Consider the following 16205-nt stretch of genomic DNA (forward strand, 5'->3'; position numbering starts at 1 on the left):
CCGTCGACGGCTCGGCGTCGGGTGAACGCAGCGGCCCGCCACGAACTTGCCCCGCTCTCCAAAGGATCTCAGCATCCCGGCACACGTGTCAGCTGTCAGAACGTGACCGGAGGGCCTTCGGCCAGGCGGATGGTCATCTCGGCTGTCATGTGATGCGCCACGCGCGTGAAAGGCCTCAGAGGGGTGAACGCGCGCTCGGCCCGGGACGCCGGGAACTCCCGCAGCAGCCTGGTCTTGCCGATGCCCGCCTCACCGTCGATCAGGACGACCGCGCGGCCGTGCCCGAGCGTTGATCCGAGTGTCTGGACACATCCGGCTGGATGAGGGCGTGTACGGGTCCGGTCGGGGTCACCGCATGCCGTGGACCTCCAGGACCGCGGCGGTGAAGGCCTCCGGTCGCTCCTGAGGGAGGTTGTGGCCTACGCCGTCCACCACATGGTGCGTCCAAGGTCCGGCATAGTGCGACGCGTAGGAACTTCCGTCGGTCCAGGGCGTCACACCGTCCGCCTTCCCGTCCAGTGTGACGGTCGGTGCGGTGATCTTCGGCTGCTCCAGCAGCCGGCGCTCCAGTCTCGCGTAGCGGGGCTCACCGGGAGCGGCGCCCAACCGGTGACGGTAGCTGTGCAGGACGACGTCGACGTAGTCGGGGTTGGTCCACAGCTCCGCGGCCTGCGCGAACTCCGCCTCGGTGAACTGCCATTCGGGAGAGTTGCGGTGCCAGACGACTCGGGCCAGATCGTTCCTGTTGTTCGTCAGGCCCTTCTTGCCCCGCTCCGTGAGGAAGTAGAAGAAGTACCAGTACCCCGACTCGACGGACGGCGCGAGGGGCTCTTCCGCGAGATCGAGGTTCTGGATGAGGTAGCCGTTCACGGACACCAGGCCGGAGCAGCGGTGGGGCCAGAGCGCCGCGGCGACGTTGGCGGCACGCCCGCCCCAGTCGTATCCGGCGTACAGGGCCTGCCGGATCCCGAGCGTGTCCATGAACGCGATCAGGTCCGCGCCCAGCGCGGCCTGCTCTCCGGAGCGGAAGGTGTCGCTGCGACGGAAGGTGGTGTCGCCGTGGCCGCGCAGGTAGGGGACGTAGCACCGAAAGCCGCGGGCGGCGAGTGCCGGTGCCACCTGAGCGTAGGAACCCACGGGGCTGAAGGGCCAGCCGTGCAGAAGGACCGTCGGCGTACCGTGGGCCGGGCCGACATCGTGGTAGGCGACATCCAAGAGGTCGGTGCGCACGTGGCGTACCGGCCCCAGCCCCTGATGTGTCCGTGTCTCCCTTCCTCCGGACGAAGCCGCGGAGGGCGATCCTTGGGCCAGGGCTGTTGCCCGAGCCGCGCCGGAAAGTCCGACCGTGCCTGCGGCCACGGCCCGGGCCGCTCTGCGTCTGCTGATCACGTCATCCCTCTCGTCGACTCGAGACATGTTCGTGCGCGCGTACGCCCAGGACGAGCCGCCCCGCGGGAGTCAGAAGAAGAGACTGAGATGGATCATGGTCGCCAGAAGGCGTACGGGCATGCCGTCCTCCCCGCTCGGCTCACGTCGGTCGTCACGGTTCTTCCGGCGCCGAGGGGCATGGAGTGGTTTCCGGTCCTTCCTCGTCCGCGCGGGGACACAGAGGTCCTTCTCCATGTTTCACCCTTCGGGTAGAGGTCGCGTATCGGCTGCTCCGGTCGTGTCGGCCGGGGCTCAGAGGGCCAGGTCGGCGGCCACGCACGAGAAGTGGTTCCACGAGGCTTCAGGGTTGTACGTGGACCTGCCCTTGGAGTCCGGGTCGATGTCGGCGCCCTCGACCATGTCCTCGAAGCGGATCCGCTCCGGGAGCGTGCCGAATCGCGCCTGTCGGACCGCCGCCGCAGCGTCCGCCGTGACTCCCTTGTCCATGGTCCGTCTCCCCTTCTGTCGATCAGTGATCGTGTCCTGATGTCCGGACGAACAACAGCTTGCCTCTTCACTCGTCACCAGTCAAGCCGGTTACGCATCATGTGTGTCCGTGCCCGGGCACGGGTTTGCCGGAGCCGGCTTTCACCACCCGGGCGATGTCAGGGACGGGCCGCGCCTGCCACCTTGCGCCACGCGCTGCTGCGCACCAGGTCGGTCAGTCGGTCCAGGCTCACCCCCGGTGTGGTGCGTGTGGCCGGCAGCAGGTAGGCCCTGGCGTTGAGTTCGCTGACCACCACCCGCAGACCGTCCCGGCTCAGCAGGTCGGCCCGCCACTCGACCGCACCCTTGCCACCGTTCTTCGTCGCTGAGCGACTGGTCGTGATGCGCGTGCCGTCCGGGAGTCGCGCCGCTGCGGAGAAGAGGTCCTCGATGGTGGAGTCACCGGGTTTCCACCTCTGTACGGTCACCGCGACCAGGCACTTGCCGCGTCCGTCGTCCACGGTGACGTGGCCGTATCCGGGCTGACCTCCCTGGTCGGCGACCTTCAGTGCTCCGGGAAGCAGCCCGGTCAGGGTCTCGGTGATCCGCCGGGCCGGTGCTGTCTGGTTCACCTGGAGATCAGGCCGGCTGTCCGGCTGGGAGAGGGAGGCCAGGAACGGGTCCCAGGTGGGCGATCCGGCCGTGTCGCCGAGTTCCTGCAACGTCAGCGGCAGCCCCGGGCCCGTGACCGCCCTGCCCCGCGCACGGTCGGCGGGGGCCTCCGTCACCACGACCTGCCGGCCGTCGGCGAACGTGAGGGCGGCCGTCCAGCGTTGTGCGCCGGCGGGTGCGGACTCGTCGACCGGCGACCTGTCCAGTGCCAGGTCGGCGCCGCGGTGTTTCCTGACCGTGCAGGTGCTGTACGGATGGAGTGCGCCGTCAGGACAGTCCGAGTACAGCGGGGAGACCGGGACCGGAAGCCGGTTGACGATGACCTGGACGCGCACGTCTCCCGTACCGCTCTTCAGGTCGAGAGCGGTCGTGGCCGACGAGGTTCCCTGGGCAACCGGAGTCTTCGCGGCCCGCGTCACGCCCTCTCGCGCAAGCAGCTTCTTCAGGTTGTACGTGAGCTCGTGCTGTGGACCGGGGTCGGTCGTGGCGGCCGCGGCGCCTTTCTGGTCCGGGCCGCCGCAAGCGGCGGCTCCCGACAGCAGGAGGGCGAGCAGCACGGCACCTGCCGGCGTGGGGCGGCGCAGCCATCTCATGGACGCCTGCTCTCAGGAACGACACACATGTGGATTCAGGTTCTCCGGAGGTTCGGGCTTCGGCGACGGGAGAGGGTGACGCCGGTCCGCTGTGGTCGCGCGCGCTGTGTGACCTCCGTGGATCCGGAGGTCACACAGCGCCGCGCCACCTCGACCGGCGGAGGTCTGCCGGTCAGGTCAGCAGGGGCGACCCGACGAAATGGAGTTCTCGTACGGATAACTCAGGGTGTTCCAGGTGTAGTTGTTCTGGAACTCCCCCTTGATTCCGGAGTAGCCGTTGTCGGTCCAGAAGCACCACTTGCTCCCCGAGTAGTTCCTGATGGAGGAGATGTCGTCCTGGAAGTTCCCCTCACTGGCCCACGACATGTTGGGGACGGAAGAGCTCTCGTACGTACAGGGCCCACTGAGGTAACTCTGCGTGCACAACTGGATGGCGCCGCCTGCCGGCGCGGCGGAAGCGGTCGCCGCGGACGAGGCGACGAGCGAGCCCGCCGCCAGCGCCAGACCGGCACCGGTCATGACCTTCTTCATCGGATTCACAATGACTCCCTTTCGTCATTCATTACGCCTGAGGCCGATTAATCGAATCGACCGGATCACGATAAATATGCGGACATTGGAGGGCAATGCCGAACCGGGCCAACGAAGTTTCAATTGCTCCGGTTCATGCGGCCGAGGTGAAGACCTTCAAAAAAAGGGGGGGTACGGAACGTTCGACGATCAGGTCTACGTTGCTGCCGCCATGTCGATCCTCGCCGCCGGCCTGGTGTGGGGTGCGGTGGCGTCCGACCCCGTCGGGTTCCAGGTGAAGGCGTTCTTCCTGGCGTGCGTCTCCGTGGCAGGGGTGTACGGCGCCATGACCTCCAGCTGTCAGGATTCCGTTCGTGCAGACCGTCCTGGCGCTCGTCGCTCTGGCGCTGGTGCTGGCGGCCCACTGAGAGCCGGTCAGCTGTCGACGCGCGGGTTGTCGAGGGCGGACAGCGTCAGTTCGTGCACGGCGGGGTCGTCATGGACCCGACCTGGAGGCACGGGTGCCCTCTTCACGACCTCGGGGAAGTCCAGAACTCGCCCCCGCTCCGGCCACCACCGTGAGTCCGCCGGCCGGCGATCCCCGTCTCCCGAGGCTTGAGGTCCCCTCCGTCATCGCACCTCCATTCGTCGACGGCGCCGCCGCGCGGGCGCCGCATTCCCGCCCGCCGCGTCCGGGGCGGACACCGGGGAAACGGTTGCGATCGACCGTCCGGTTCATGGCGTTCATGATGATGGCCGGAAAACGATCCTGACCGAATTTGCCGAATCGTCATGAACCCAAGCCGTTCGTATTTCGTACTCCTGACCCCTCTTGCGGAACCCTCGCACACCTTCTAGATTTTTCGACAGTCGCCGGGTTCTGCGCAGCCCCATAGCCCTCTGCAAAAAATGAAGAAGGCTCTGGGATGCAGTGCCGCAGCCGTGCCCCTTTCACCGGGCGCTCTCGTCGCAGATGCCACCAAGAGCACCGCGGCAACCCAGACAATCGGCCAGGGAAGAGTCCAACCCTGCTCGAACGGAAATTACGCATCGGATTTCCAGTTCCAGATCGCGTTCCACAGCCGCCGCGGAGATCACCACCTGGACCGGATCGAGGTGGCGCTCGTCGTGTGGGTCAGGACCTCGATCGTCTGCCAGGCGCCGGTGGCCGCGAGCGACCGGTACGGTCGCCGATCACGGCTGCTCTGCGTGCTCATGCCGTTCTTCCGAGCGGCCACAGGTGCAGTGGCTGCCGCCCATCCGCGGATCATTCCCCGCTGAGATCCGTACGGCCGATGGTGTGGACCGTACGGATCTCAGCCGGGTTCCGGCGGTGACGATGCCCTTGCCTCCGAACAGCCGGAAGCTCGGCGGTGTCGAGCGAGCGGCAGGACCCGCAGGACGTTTGACGGTCAAGTTACTTATGCACGACGCCCTCGCAGCGGACAGAGTGACCCGGAGCAGGCTCCGCCCGATCACAGAGAAGGACCCATCCGTAGATGAGCGGCGAACGATCCGGAGTGCAGGCCCGCCGGAGCACGGTGGGCAGCCCCCTTCACCTCACCTTGAACATCGAACGCGTGCTGACCCTCGCGAGCCGACAGGACGTCAGGGCGGAGTTCCGGTTCGCACCGGATGCTCCCTGGGCCGTGTCTGTCCAGTTCGTCGTCGAAGGTGGCTTGAGCGTCCATTGGCGGATCGGCCGCGACCTCCTTCAGCAGGGGCTCTACTCGATGAGCGGGCTGGGCAGCATCCAGATGTGGCCATCCGGCTTGAAGGAGAGGACCACCGCATGGCTCCAGTTGACCTCCGGCAACGCGGCCGCTCTCTTCGAGTTGCCTGTGCCACCACTGGCCAAGTGGCTGGAGTGCACCTACCAGCTCGTCCCCGCCGGCGTCGAGCTCGCCGAGCTCGACTGGGACACGGCAGCCACGGCACTGCTCCGTGACCCCGAGGCACAAACCGACTGAACCGGCCGAAAGCATCGCGCTGGCCACAACGGCCGACGATGCCTTCTTGAAGCTGGGGCCCATGTGGCGCGTCGGCGACGCCTGCGAGGAGGGTCGCGTACGGGCACGACGGCTGTTCGAGGCGGTCATGCGAGGTCTGTGCCCGTCCGGTGTCCTGCAGGACACCGGCTCCGCCTTTCCTGATCTGGCCGGCTCTCACCTCGCGGTGATCGACCTCATGCCCCGAGGGCTCACCGCCGAGTCCACCGTGGATCAGCCGGCGAGCAGATGGGTACGGCCGAACAGGGCCGCGGCGGCTCGCGCGGTCGGTGTGCCTCGGTCCAGGTCCGCGCCTGCCTCGTACAGCACCGCGACCACCACGTCAGCACCTTTGAACAGGGCTCCGGCGATGGGTGCCTGATCCCGGTCGTTGCGCTGGTCCGGGTCGGCGCCGAGCCGGAGTAGAGCGCGTACCGTGTCGGCGTGCCCGTGGTAGGCGGCGAGCATCAGGAGGGTGTTGCCGGCCGTGTCGGCAGCATCGACCGGGAGGCCGTGTTCCACGAACTCCTCGAGCTCACCTGTCCTGCCGGTTCGGGCCAGGTCCGCGGCGATGGCCAGGACGCGCCGGGTCTGTTCCGGAGTCAGACCACCGCGGTTCTTCATGTACGCGCCTTCTCGTGGTCGGGTCGGGTCGGGGCCGGCCCGGCGCGGGCATGTGTGGTGCTCGCGCCGGGCCGGTGGCTGATGTCCGGCGTCAGAGGCGACCGGCTGCCAGGGCCTCGATCGCCTTGCGGACGCCTTCGCCGTAGGCCGGGTCGGCCTGGGTGCAGTTGGCGATGTGCCGTTCCACGGTCGGCCGGGAGGCTCCGTCGATCGCGCGGGCCGTGTTCTCGAACAGGGCCCGCTGCTGTTCGTGGGTCATCAGGCGGAACAGGTCGCCGGGCTGTTCGAAGTGGTTGTCGTCGTCCGCGCGGTAGTCGAAGCGGTCGGCGACGGCACCCACGGCCTGGCTCGGCTCGCGGTAGGCGGGCTGTTCCTGCCAGCGGCCGTAGGAGTTGGGTTCGATGCCCGGGGTGGATCCCTGGTTGCCGTCGACCCGCATGCCGCCGTCGCGGTGGTAGGAGTTCACCGGGTTCTTCGGAGCGTTGACGGGGATCTGGTGGTGATTGACACCGAGGCGGTAGCGCTGGGCGTCTCCGTAGGAGAAGAGGCGGCCCTGGAGCATGCGGTCGGGTGAGAAGCCGATGCCCGGAACGACGTTCGCGGGGCTGAACGCGGCCTGCTCGACGTCCGCGAAGTAGTTGTCGGGGTTGCGGTCGAGTACCCACTCGCCGACCTCGATCAGCGGGTAGTCCTTCTTCGACCAGATCTTGGTGAGGTCGAAGGGGTGGAAGCGGTAGTGCTCCGCGTCGGCTTCCGGCATGACCTGGATGAACAGCTTCCACCTCGGGAAGTCGCCGTTCTCGATGGAGTCGAAGAGGTCGCGCTGGTGGGATTCCCGGTCCTTGCCGATGAGCGCTTCGGCCTCGGCATCGGTGAGGTTCTTGATGCCCTGCTGGGTGCGGTGGTGGAACTTGATCCAGAACCGCTCGCCTTCGGCGTTGACCAGGCTGTAGGTGTGGGATCCGAAGCCGTGCATGTGCCGGTACGAGGCGGGGATGCCCCGGTCCGACATGACGATCGTGACCTGGTGCAGGGCCTCGGGGAGGTGGGTCCAGAAGTCCCAGTTGTTCTCCGCGTCGCGGAGGTTGGTGCGCGGGTCGCGCTTCACCGCGTGGTTGAGGTCGGGGAACTTCAGCGGGTCGCGGAAGAAGAAGATCGGCGTGTTGTTGCCCACGAGGTCCCAGTTGCCCTCATCCGTGTAGAACTTCAGTGCGAAGCCACGGATGTCGCGCTCGGCGTCGGCGGCGCCGCGCTCGCCCGCGACGGTGGAGAACCGGGCGAACAGCGGAGTCTTCTTGCCCACTTCGGAGAAGATGTTCGCGCTCGTGTACCGGGTGATGTCGTGGGTGACGGTGAACGTACCGAAGGCGCCCGAGCCCTTGGCGTGCATCCGACGCTCGGGAATCACCTCGCGGTCGAAGTGGGCGAGCTTCTCCAGGAACCACACGTCCTGCAGGAGCATCGGTCCGCGCGGCCCGGACGTGAGGGAGTTCTGGTTGTCGGGCACCGGTGCGCCGGCGGCCGTGGTCAACGGCTTCTGATTGTCCTCGGGCATAGCTCGCTCCTCGGTGAGTTTTCCTCGCCTGTTCAAGACATGGCGGTCCTGGCCGGCCGAGTGTGCCTGCAAGCAACCCTGCGGCTCGCTGCGGCACACATCCTATGTTGGAACATGTTTACGTCAAGGTGTGCCCCAGGGAGTCATGTGTCTACCGGTTGCTGATCGCGCGCCGCTGCGATGTCACCCCGAGCCGTGTGGGCGAAGCGATCACCGGACGTCGGCAATTGCTTCACATGGATGTGATCGAGCACGCCGCGAGAGCCGGCTGAGACGTCGGCCTCAGTTTTCGAGCCACTGGGCCCAGGGCTGCCGACGGCAAGTCCCTCCAGGGCAACCCGGTAAGGAACTTGAGCCGTGACCGTGGCCGCGCTCGGATGCCCCGGTGCGGAAGCACTGCGGCCCGTGGGCGAGCAGGTCCGCCGGGAAGCCGGGCCCGTGGTCGCGCACTTCGATCGTCGTCCCGTCGACCGTGACTCCACCGGTGCCGCCCCGTGGCGGTGCGCGTTGAGGACCAGGCCATCAGGACCGCGACGGCGGACACCCGCACCGTCCGGCTCCCGATCCACGTTTCCTGCCTGCCCCGACCACTCCATCGCGCGCATGCGTCCCAAACGGCTCCATGACGACACCTCCCACGCTCGTTCGCACGCGAGCACCGCGTGCTTACTGAAGCCTGGAAGACGACCGCGTTCGAGAAGTCAGGTCCGTGCGTCCGTGAGCGCGCGGATTTGTGTCAGTCGGGTATCGGCCCATCGGCCCCAGCAGGGCAGGGCACGAGACCGGCGGCGCTCGGGAAACCGCGTCACGACGACGAAATTCCGACCTGCAGAAACGACCGGAAGCCAGCTCACGCGGCCGGACTCCCACATGATGCGCTAGGACGGTGGAGGGGATCATTGCCGGTGCCATAGCAGTGGTAGGCACCTTGTTGGGATCTGTCATCGCGCACCACTACCAGGAGCGGTCCGCCCGCCGAGCCGAGGCCCGCGCCCACTCTCATCTGCTACAAGAGCGTCTGTTCGACAACTGTGCCGCCTTCGTCGCCCTCGCCGAGGACTACCGCCGCGCGCAGTACGACCGATGGTCCAGCCAGGATGCCAACCCCTTGAGTGAGGAAGCGGCGGCCGCACGGGCCGAGTCCTACCGCCTCTACGTGGAGACACGCAGCAGCGCGTCCCGTCTCAAGCTCATCAGCAACCAGGCTGCTGTACAACAGCTCGCCGAGCAGGCCAACTCGGTGCTGGAACTCACCAGCGCGATCATCCGGACCGACGACAGGGCAGACATGCTCCAGCGCGGCAGCGCGGCTCAGCAGGCCTGCGACGCTTTCGTCGCCAGAGCCAACGCCGCACTGCACGGATAACCGGTCCCCCACGGACGCGGGAAGCGGCCGACGGCCACGGGCTTGAGCACCTCGCGCATAGGGCGTACCTGCGCTTCGCATCGGATGCGTACTGCTGACACGGCCTTCGGGGCAGGGGCATCGATGTGGGGAGAGCACCGTGCGCGGCCTGTGTGAACCGGATGCTCGTCTGTTCGGCGGTGGCACGTAAGATCCATCGCCAGCTGCCCGGCCTGAGAGGGAACCCACGTGACTGCCCGCATCCTCCCCGCACTTCCCGGCGACCCGGCTCGTGTCGGCCCGTACCGGATCGTGGGCCGTCTGGGTGTCGGGGGGATGGGTACGGTCCATGCCGCCCTGGACGCCGGCGGTAATCGTCTGGCGGTGAAGGTCGTCCATCCCGCTCAGACCGGTGACGAGGAGTTCCGTGCCCGGTTCCGGCGTGAGGTGGCGCTGACGAGCAGGGTGAGCGGGCCGTGTCTCGTGCCGGTGGTAGCGGCGGACTGTGATGCCGAACGTCCGTGGCTGGCCACGCCCTACATCTCGGGCCCCACGCTCCAGGAGCACATATCCGCGCACGGTCCTCTCCAGGACGTGATGCTGTACGCGCTGGCCGCCGGCACCGCCGCTGCCTTGACGTCGATCCACGAGGCCGGTGTGATTCACCGCGACATCAAGCCGGGCAACGTGATCCTCTCCCCCAGCGGTCCACGTCTGCTCGACTTCGGCATCGCGCACGCCTTCGGCGGGACTGCGGTCACCCGCACCGGCATGCTGACCGGGACCCCGGGCTGGATCAGTCCCGAGCAGTACCGCACTGGCGCCGTCGGGCCGCAGTCCGACGTCTTCGCCTGGGGCGCACTCGTCGCCTACGCCGGGACCGGCCGCCACCCCTTCGGTACCGGGGCCCCGGACACGGTCGCCTTCCGTGTGCTGTCGCAGGAACCTGACCTGGCCGGTCTGCCCGAGGACCTCGCCCGCCTCGTGGCGGATGCGCTGTCGAAGGAGCCCGCCGACCGGCCCACCGCCCCGTCTCTGAGCGAGGAATGCTCAGGGTTCCTCGGGCATCAGACCACCCAGGTTCTGCCACGGCACGATCCGGTGCACCCTTCGGTCGACGTTCTGGTCTCCGATCGCTGGAGCATGCCGCCCACCCATGCGGACCTGTGGCCGGCGCACCGGCCCAGTGGACAGGCCCGCAGATACAGTTTCATCGCCGCTACGGCGATCAGCGTCCTGAGCATCGCTGCCGCTGCCGTCTACGCGTCCACAGTCCGGGAACGGCAGACGCCGTCGATCGCCGCTGCGCCCGTCAGAACATCCGCTTCCTCCTCTCCATCGCCTTCTTCCTCAGCCGCTACGACTCCTGCCGCCGTACCCGCAACGCCGACGAGTACCGGACCCACGGTCGTCGCGGTCAGCACGCCCACCGTCACCACGCCGACGGCCGAGCCGCAGCCGGCGTACACCCGCAGCGACTACGCGGAGCCCACCCTCGGGGAATGGTCAGCCGCTCGCGACGCCATGACGGCATCCGAACGGGGCATCGCCACCGCCATCAACGAGGAGCTCAAGGCGTTCCTCCGCGACGAATGGGGACTGTCCGGGGGTGTACAGGTGACGTTCAACCCTGAAGCCCAGACCATGTTCCTCACTGCTGGGCCCTCAACGACGGTGTGGGAGAACGGCGGCGACTCCACCGACCTCGCGCGCAGCATGATGTTCACCGGCTGCTCCCTCGGCAACAACAAACTGCGCACCGACATCAACTGGCCGTACGGACGAGTCGTCGTCATCTACCGGGAATCCATGGCGAATCCCGTGATCGCCAACTATCGCGAGGTCACGAACGACATGAACTGCCGGGTCTGACCGGACCACATCGCGCCGGCCCAACGCCAGGTACCGCCGCGCTCAGGCGATCGTCGTTCTCCCCCAAACATCCGGATGAGCCGCCTGGCCTACGGCTCCATGAGGAGGGCGACTCGATCGGTCTCGACATCGAAGCCGAGGATCGGATGGCCATAGGCACCCTCCCCGTCCATCAGCACCGGCTTGCCCAACCGCCGCCCGATCCCCCGGAGAAAGCCGCACAACACATCGAGTCGTTCCTGCCCCTGCAGCTCCCGCAGCTCGACGTCGAAGTCGACCACCTCGTCATCGAGGAAACGGAAGATCGCCAGCACATCAGCAGACGGCCAGACCCGCAGGTTCGGGCACTCGGCGTCCACCGGACGGGACAGCACGACCTCCGCCCGGGGCAACGGAAGCACCGTCTCCCCCTCCGCGTACTCGTGCTTCCAGCCCTTCTCCACCACAAGGTCGAGGACCGTCTGCCAGCCCTCCACCGAGACGTCCGGGACACGCACGTCCGGCAGCGACCCCATCGAGTCCGGGTCGAAGAAACAGCTCACGTCATCCCACAGCAGGTCGGCCACCCCGCCATGGTGCCCGGCTCCCCCGCCCCGACGCACGGGGCTTTTCGCTCGTGTGTGAGGAAGCGCTCGTGGTCTCTGCCCAGCAGAGGGCGGAAGCGGCACGGTCGGCGGGCGAGGGTGGGCTTCGAAGTCGTCCGTCGACGAAAGGAGTTCGCTGTGGGGACACTGTGGAGTCGGAGTGCCGCGCGCAAGGGTGAGGCCTCGCTGGAGGTGCTGCGTGCGCGGAGTGCCGAGCTGTTCGTGGAAGTGCAGCGGGCGGATACGAAGGCGACGGCTCTGTGCGGGGTGGCCGGGGGACTGCTGGCATTGGTCGCGGGGGTGTGGGTGTCGTCGCCGGCGGGCGGTTCGGTCGGGCCGGTCCTGGTCGTCGTGGCCGTACTGCTGGGGGCCGCCGTGGGGGCGGCGCTCATGGCTCTGCGCCCCGTTCTTCCCCGGAGAGTCGGGTTCGGGTGGGAGGCCGGCGGCGACCTTGAGGGCCTGATGCGTCAGGAGGCCGGGCGGATGGCGGTGTTCGAGGGGCTCGCGCGGCGGAAGTTCGGTGCGGTCCGCTGGTCCGTCGATCTCGTCGTCGCCGCGCTGGCCGTGGCCGGATTGGGACTGTTGATCGTTCTTTGCGCCCCCTGAAACCATTCCTCCCCACGAGTGGGCTCCTACGTCTGGGGGGTTATGTATCAACCACACAGAGCCGTGCTGGGCGAGCGGCTGTGGGCGCAGTTGCGTGACCTGGCTCCGGTGCGGGTGCGTCCGGCGCGCAGCGTGCTGCTCCGGCAGGGTGATCCCGGTACGCACGTGATCGTGCTGGCGGAGGGATCGGCACTCGTCACGCTGACCGGTTCCGACGGGGAGCGGGCGCTGTTGTCGGTACGGGGTGCGGGCGAGTTGCTGGGTGAGCTGGCGGTTCTGGACGCGAAGCCGCGTTCGGCTTCGGTGATCGCGGCGGAGGTGTGCCGGATCCATCTCGTGCCCGCGGCCGACTTCCTCCGGTTCGTCGAGGGGAACGGGCTGGTCAACTCGCTGCTCAGACACGCGATCGCGCGGATCCGGGAGGGGGAGGCCGTCCGGCTCGAACTCGCCACCGCCTGTGTTCCCGTACGTCTGGCGAATGCTCTGAGTCGGCTTGCCAGGGCGGTCCCGGCGGGCCGGCCGGGGCTGGTCGTGCGCCTGACGCAGGCCGAGTTGTCCCAGATGATCGGGGCCTCGCGCAACGCTGTCGGTACGGCGATCAAGCCGTGGCGGGAGCGGGGGTGGCTGGAGACCGACGCCGGCGGTGGGCTGTTGATCCATGACATCGCGGCGATCGAGGCTCAGGCCCGCGGCGCGAAGTGACCGGGCACACCCGCATGGTGCCCAGTAGTGGGCACCACGGCGCGGACGGGCCGATGAACATGGGGCAACCGATTCCCCACTCCTGACCGAAAGGTCGGTGGCATCATGCCCCCTCTCCCGTCCGCGTCGCTCGACGTCCCGCCCGAGCAGGCGCTCCTGGCCGTCGACATGCAGGGCTACAGCAAGATCCCGGAAGCCGGGATGGCGCCGGTGCGGTCGGACCTGGACGACGTCCTCACGACCGTCCTGGCCCAGAGCGGTTTCGAGGACCCCCGGGCCGTGCCCGGCGCGTACAAGGACACCGGCGACGGCGCGATCTTCGTACTGCCGGCCAAGGACACCGCCCGGCTGATCGATCCGCTGCTCGGCCACCTGCACGCGGCACTCGTCCGGTACGACCAGGGACGTCTGGCCGACGCTCCGTCGATCCGGCTGCGCGCCGCGGTGCACATCGGACCGCTGACCCTGCCCGACCACCGCGGCGACTCCATCAACGAAGTGTGCCGGCTCCTCGACAGCGATGCCGTCCGCCAGGCCCTGGCCGCCGCCGGAGAGCAGAAGAACGGGTTCCTGGCGGCCGTCCTCTCGGAGCCGGCTTACCGCCGCACCGTGCGTGCGGGACGGACGACGGAACTGGCCGAGGAGCACTTCCTGCCGGCGGTGGCGCGGGTCGAGGGGAAGCCGCACTTCGAGGAGGGGTGCCGGCTCTACGTGCCGGGGCTGACCCCGTACCTCCTCGGCCTGGCGATGTCCGCGAAGGCCGCCGAGGCAACGCCCGGCGCCACCCGGGCTCCCGGGACGGACGTGCCGCCCGCCGTGTCGCCCGCGCCGGCGGGAGCCGCGTCACCCGCCTTCCAGATCAACGGTGCCATGACCGACCCGACGCTCATCAACCAGATCGTCGGAGACGTGCGCATCGGCCGGGGACGGGCCTGACCCCGGCCGGCCCTGGCCCCGTCCACGCCCCCTTCTTCTCCCCGTCGCCCGTGCGGAAAGGAACCCTGCGCATGACCTCGCATGATCCTCTCGTACCTCCCGACTCCGTCCCGCCCAGTCCCGAGAGCGGCTTCCCCGTCGGTGACTTCGGTGATGTCGGCGACTTCGCCAATCAGGCGGCCCCGCGCAGCGCTCCTGCCTGGCCCCCGATCGCACCGCCCGCCCCCTCGTGGCCCGCCGGCACCCCGGTCGGTGCACACTCCGATCCGCGCGTGATCGTCATGCCTCCCCTCGGTCCCGGCCCGGGACAGGTGCCGGTCACGGTGAACAACCCCGACGTGGTCGTGGGCAGTGTCGCCGGCAATCTCAACTTCGAGATCAGGAAGGGGGACATCCTCGAGGGTCCCGTCCTGACCCGCGACGCCATCAAGCAGACCCCGATGGTCCGCTCGGGGCAGTGGACCGAGGCGTGGACGCGGGCGCTGGACCCCGGGACGACACCGGCACGTCTGCGCAAGCCGGTGTTGATCATCGTGGCCCCCCGTTCGTACGGGTCGACCACGTTCGCCCTGCACCTGCTCGCCGAGACCACCGACGACCTCACCCCCATCGTCAAACTGGACGCCGACTGGACGACCCCCAGGGTGGGGCGGCTCCCCCAGGAGCTCCGTCACGCGTACCAGCTCGATCTCAAGGACCCCGATACGGACGGCATCTCGACGGACTTCCTCGACAATCTCGAAGACCATGCCGAGAAGCTGGGACGTCTCGGTTCCACTCTGGTGCTGACCGTGGCCGAGGGCCTCTGGAGCAGCCTCCCCGCACCGGCCCGTACGGGAATCCACGTCGTCCACCTGACCGAGCCGCCGCCGGCACGCAAGGTCGTCGAGGCCCACCTGCGGGCGCGGAAGGTGCCCGGTCTCGTCTCCTACCTGCGTTCCGGCAGTACGGCCGAGGACTCGCTGAATGGCCGGGACGCCGTGGAGGCGGTCCGCGCGGCCGACGCGATCAAGGACGCGTGGCAGGAGCACGTACGCCTGACGGGCGCCGCTCTGCCGATGGACGAGGCGTCCTGGCGGCCCACGGTCGACGACGGGCTTTCGGCACGCATCGCCGCCGCCTTGTCCGACTGGCGGGACAAGCTCGACATCTTGTTCGGGGAGACGACCCCGACACACCGCGGCAAGGACACCTCCTTGCCCCTCGAAGACCGCTGCCTGCTGCTCGCCCTCGCCGTACGCCAGTCCGCCCCCATGCCCCAGGTGGCCAAGGCCGCACGCTCCCTGCAGAACATCATCAGCACGAACGACGCGGCCAAGGGTGGCTTCGCCTCCACGCCCGAAGCCGTGTTCGCGGGACGGGGGCTGCGCCGCCGCGTCGTCGACGCCGGCGCCGGGGTCGACACCCACGACAACGTCGTGTTCGACCAGCCCGGCTACGGCAGGGCCGTCCTGACCTACGTCTGGGACAACTACGAGATCATGCGCGAACCCCTGCTGAAGTGGCTGGTGAATGGCGGGGAGGGCGCCGGGGACGGCGAGCGCGTCGTCGAAGCACTCAGCGTCCTGACCCTGCGGCACGGGAACACCCCCCACTTCCAACAGCTCGGCACCCTCGCCCGAACCGGCAAGAAGGCCCTGCTCAGCGCGGTGATGGTGCGGGCGGTACAGGACGAGCACGCGGGTCGCCACGCCTGGGGCACGCTGTACGGGTGGGCGCAGGCCGCCGAGTACGCCTCGACGGTCATCGCCACCTGCCGCGGCGTTCTCGACACCACGGACGTGACCCCGTCTCAGGCCAGGATGGCCATGGTCCGACTGCGCCGCGTAGCCAAGCACACCCATGTCGAATCGGTCCTGGCCGAAGTCCTCGACACCTTCGAGAAGCTGGTGCCCCGGCCCGGGGGCTTGCAACTGCTGGTCTCCGAGGTCCAGGCCTGGCAGCAGTCGGGGAAGACCGGCAAGGGCGGCCCTCTGGCCTTCCTCGCCCTGATGTCGGTACCGAACGACACCGGGCCGTGGCTGCTCTCGCAAGGCGTGCCGCCGAGCGTGGACGTGGAACGTGCCTTGCAGACCCTGCTCGGAGACATCACCACGGCGCCGGACACCATCGACCGGATCACGGGCTGGGTCAGCGCCTCGGCCACCGACCCCGCCTCCTATGCCCGGATCCGGGACCGGCTGCTCCCGGCGCTGCGCGAACAGAAGTTGTTCAAGGCCGTCAGGGAGCTGATGGAGGCTCTCGACGGGGTTCCCCTCGAAGACGGGGCGAACGCGGCGGAGGACTTCTGGGGCCGGCTCGTCGATCCGCGCGTACGCGGAATGTTCCCGCTCACCGGGACCTCGGCGTGAGGTGGCCCTGGCA

At 68.5% G+C, this 16205-nt stretch carries 16 protein-coding genes and 1 pseudogene; 9 read left to right on the forward strand and 8 right to left on the reverse strand.

Going from position 1 to position 16205, the window contains the following annotated elements:
- Positions 1–348: 348 nt before the first annotated feature.
- The 4 genes from ACFYX3_RS24140 to ACFYX3_RS24155 form a co-directional block, all read right to left on the reverse strand.
- On the reverse strand, positions 349–1389 hold the full coding sequence (locus ACFYX3_RS24140; protein ID WP_389016860.1) for an alpha/beta fold hydrolase: 1041 nt from the start codon (positions 1387–1389) through the stop codon (positions 349–351).
- 291 nt (positions 1390–1680) lie between these two features.
- Positions 1681–1875 (reverse strand): hypothetical protein, encoded by a 195-nt coding sequence (locus tag ACFYX3_RS24145; RefSeq protein ID WP_389016863.1) that lies wholly within the window; start codon positions 1873–1875, stop codon positions 1681–1683.
- Between the two features lie 158 nt (positions 1876–2033).
- Positions 2034–3119, reverse strand: coding sequence for a hypothetical protein (locus tag ACFYX3_RS24150; RefSeq protein WP_389016866.1), 1086 nt, complete (start codon positions 3117–3119; stop codon positions 2034–2036).
- A 177-nt stretch (positions 3120–3296) separates the two neighbouring features.
- Positions 3297–3650: a hypothetical protein gene (locus ACFYX3_RS24155; RefSeq protein WP_389017497.1), complete on the reverse strand. Its 354-nt coding sequence runs from the start codon at positions 3648–3650 to the stop codon at positions 3297–3299.
- Positions 3651–3861: 211 nt separating this feature from the next.
- Here ACFYX3_RS24155 and ACFYX3_RS24160 point away from each other — a divergent pair, with 211 nt between their 5' ends.
- The 3 genes from ACFYX3_RS24160 (at position 3862) to ACFYX3_RS24170 (ending at position 5599) form a co-directional block, all read left to right on the forward strand.
- Positions 3862–4248, forward strand: coding sequence for a DUF1304 family protein (locus ACFYX3_RS24160; RefSeq protein ID WP_389017479.1), 387 nt, complete (start codon positions 3862–3864; stop codon positions 4246–4248).
- 290 nt (positions 4249–4538) lie between these two features.
- The gene (locus tag ACFYX3_RS24165; protein WP_389016869.1) at positions 4539–4910 is read left to right on the forward strand and encodes a hypothetical protein; all 372 of its coding nucleotides are present in this window, start codon (positions 4539–4541) and stop codon (positions 4908–4910) included.
- 218 nt (positions 4911–5128) lie between these two features.
- Complete coding sequence (locus ACFYX3_RS24170; RefSeq protein WP_389016873.1) at positions 5129–5599, forward strand: SsgA family sporulation/cell division regulator; 471 nt, start codon at positions 5129–5131, stop codon at positions 5597–5599.
- Between the two features lie 252 nt (positions 5600–5851).
- Here the strand turns inward: ACFYX3_RS24170 and ACFYX3_RS24175 are convergent, their stop codons facing one another.
- The 3 genes and pseudogenes from ACFYX3_RS24175 to ACFYX3_RS24185 all read right to left on the reverse strand — a co-directional run.
- Complete coding sequence (locus ACFYX3_RS24175; protein WP_389016876.1) at positions 5852–6241, reverse strand: ankyrin repeat domain-containing protein; 390 nt, start codon at positions 6239–6241, stop codon at positions 5852–5854.
- Between the two features lie 91 nt (positions 6242–6332).
- Positions 6333–7796, reverse strand: coding sequence for a catalase (locus ACFYX3_RS24180; RefSeq protein ID WP_389016879.1), 1464 nt, complete (start codon positions 7794–7796; stop codon positions 6333–6335).
- A 354-nt stretch (positions 7797–8150) separates the two neighbouring features.
- Positions 8151–8314: pseudogene (locus ACFYX3_RS24185) on the reverse strand (ATP-binding protein); the annotation flags it as partial.
- Between the two features lie 413 nt (positions 8315–8727).
- Here ACFYX3_RS24185 and ACFYX3_RS24190 point away from each other — a divergent pair.
- Both ACFYX3_RS24190 and ACFYX3_RS24195 read left to right on the forward strand, forming a co-directional pair.
- A complete protein-coding gene (locus ACFYX3_RS24190) occupies positions 8728–9162 on the forward strand; it encodes a hypothetical protein (protein ID WP_389016882.1) in 435 nt (144 codons plus the stop codon).
- A gap of 228 nt (positions 9163–9390) precedes the next feature.
- Positions 9391–11013: a serine/threonine-protein kinase gene (locus tag ACFYX3_RS24195; protein WP_389016885.1), complete on the forward strand. Its 1623-nt coding sequence runs from the start codon at positions 9391–9393 to the stop codon at positions 11011–11013.
- 89 nt (positions 11014–11102) lie between these two features.
- Here ACFYX3_RS24195 and ACFYX3_RS24200 read toward each other — a convergent pair whose 3' ends face one another.
- Positions 11103–11579, reverse strand: a complete 477-nt coding sequence (locus ACFYX3_RS24200; protein ID WP_389016888.1) for a hypothetical protein — start codon at positions 11577–11579, stop codon at positions 11103–11105.
- Positions 11580–11735: 156 nt separating this feature from the next.
- Between ACFYX3_RS24200 and ACFYX3_RS24205 the strand changes: the two genes are divergently transcribed.
- From ACFYX3_RS24205 to ACFYX3_RS24220, 4 genes are all read left to right on the forward strand, one after another.
- Positions 11736–12203, forward strand: coding sequence for a hypothetical protein (locus tag ACFYX3_RS24205; protein WP_389016891.1), 468 nt, complete (start codon positions 11736–11738; stop codon positions 12201–12203).
- A 63-nt stretch (positions 12204–12266) separates the two neighbouring features.
- Positions 12267–12905 (forward strand): Crp/Fnr family transcriptional regulator, encoded by a 639-nt coding sequence (locus ACFYX3_RS24210; RefSeq protein WP_389016894.1) that lies wholly within the window; start codon positions 12267–12269, stop codon positions 12903–12905.
- 105 nt (positions 12906–13010) lie between these two features.
- A complete protein-coding gene (locus ACFYX3_RS24215; protein ID WP_389016898.1) occupies positions 13011–13841 on the forward strand; it encodes a hypothetical protein in 831 nt (276 codons plus the stop codon).
- A gap of 71 nt (positions 13842–13912) precedes the next feature.
- Positions 13913–16192 carry a hypothetical protein gene (locus tag ACFYX3_RS24220; RefSeq protein WP_389016901.1) on the forward strand — a complete coding sequence of 760 codons (2280 nt, stop codon included), beginning with the start codon at positions 13913–13915 and terminating at the stop codon, positions 16190–16192.
- The last annotated feature ends 13 nt before the right edge of the window (positions 16193–16205 follow it).

It is taken from the genome of Streptomyces sp. NPDC002463 (assembly GCF_042889835.1).
GTDB lineage: Bacteria > Actinomycetota > Actinomycetes > Streptomycetales > Streptomycetaceae > Streptomyces > Streptomyces nymphaeiformis.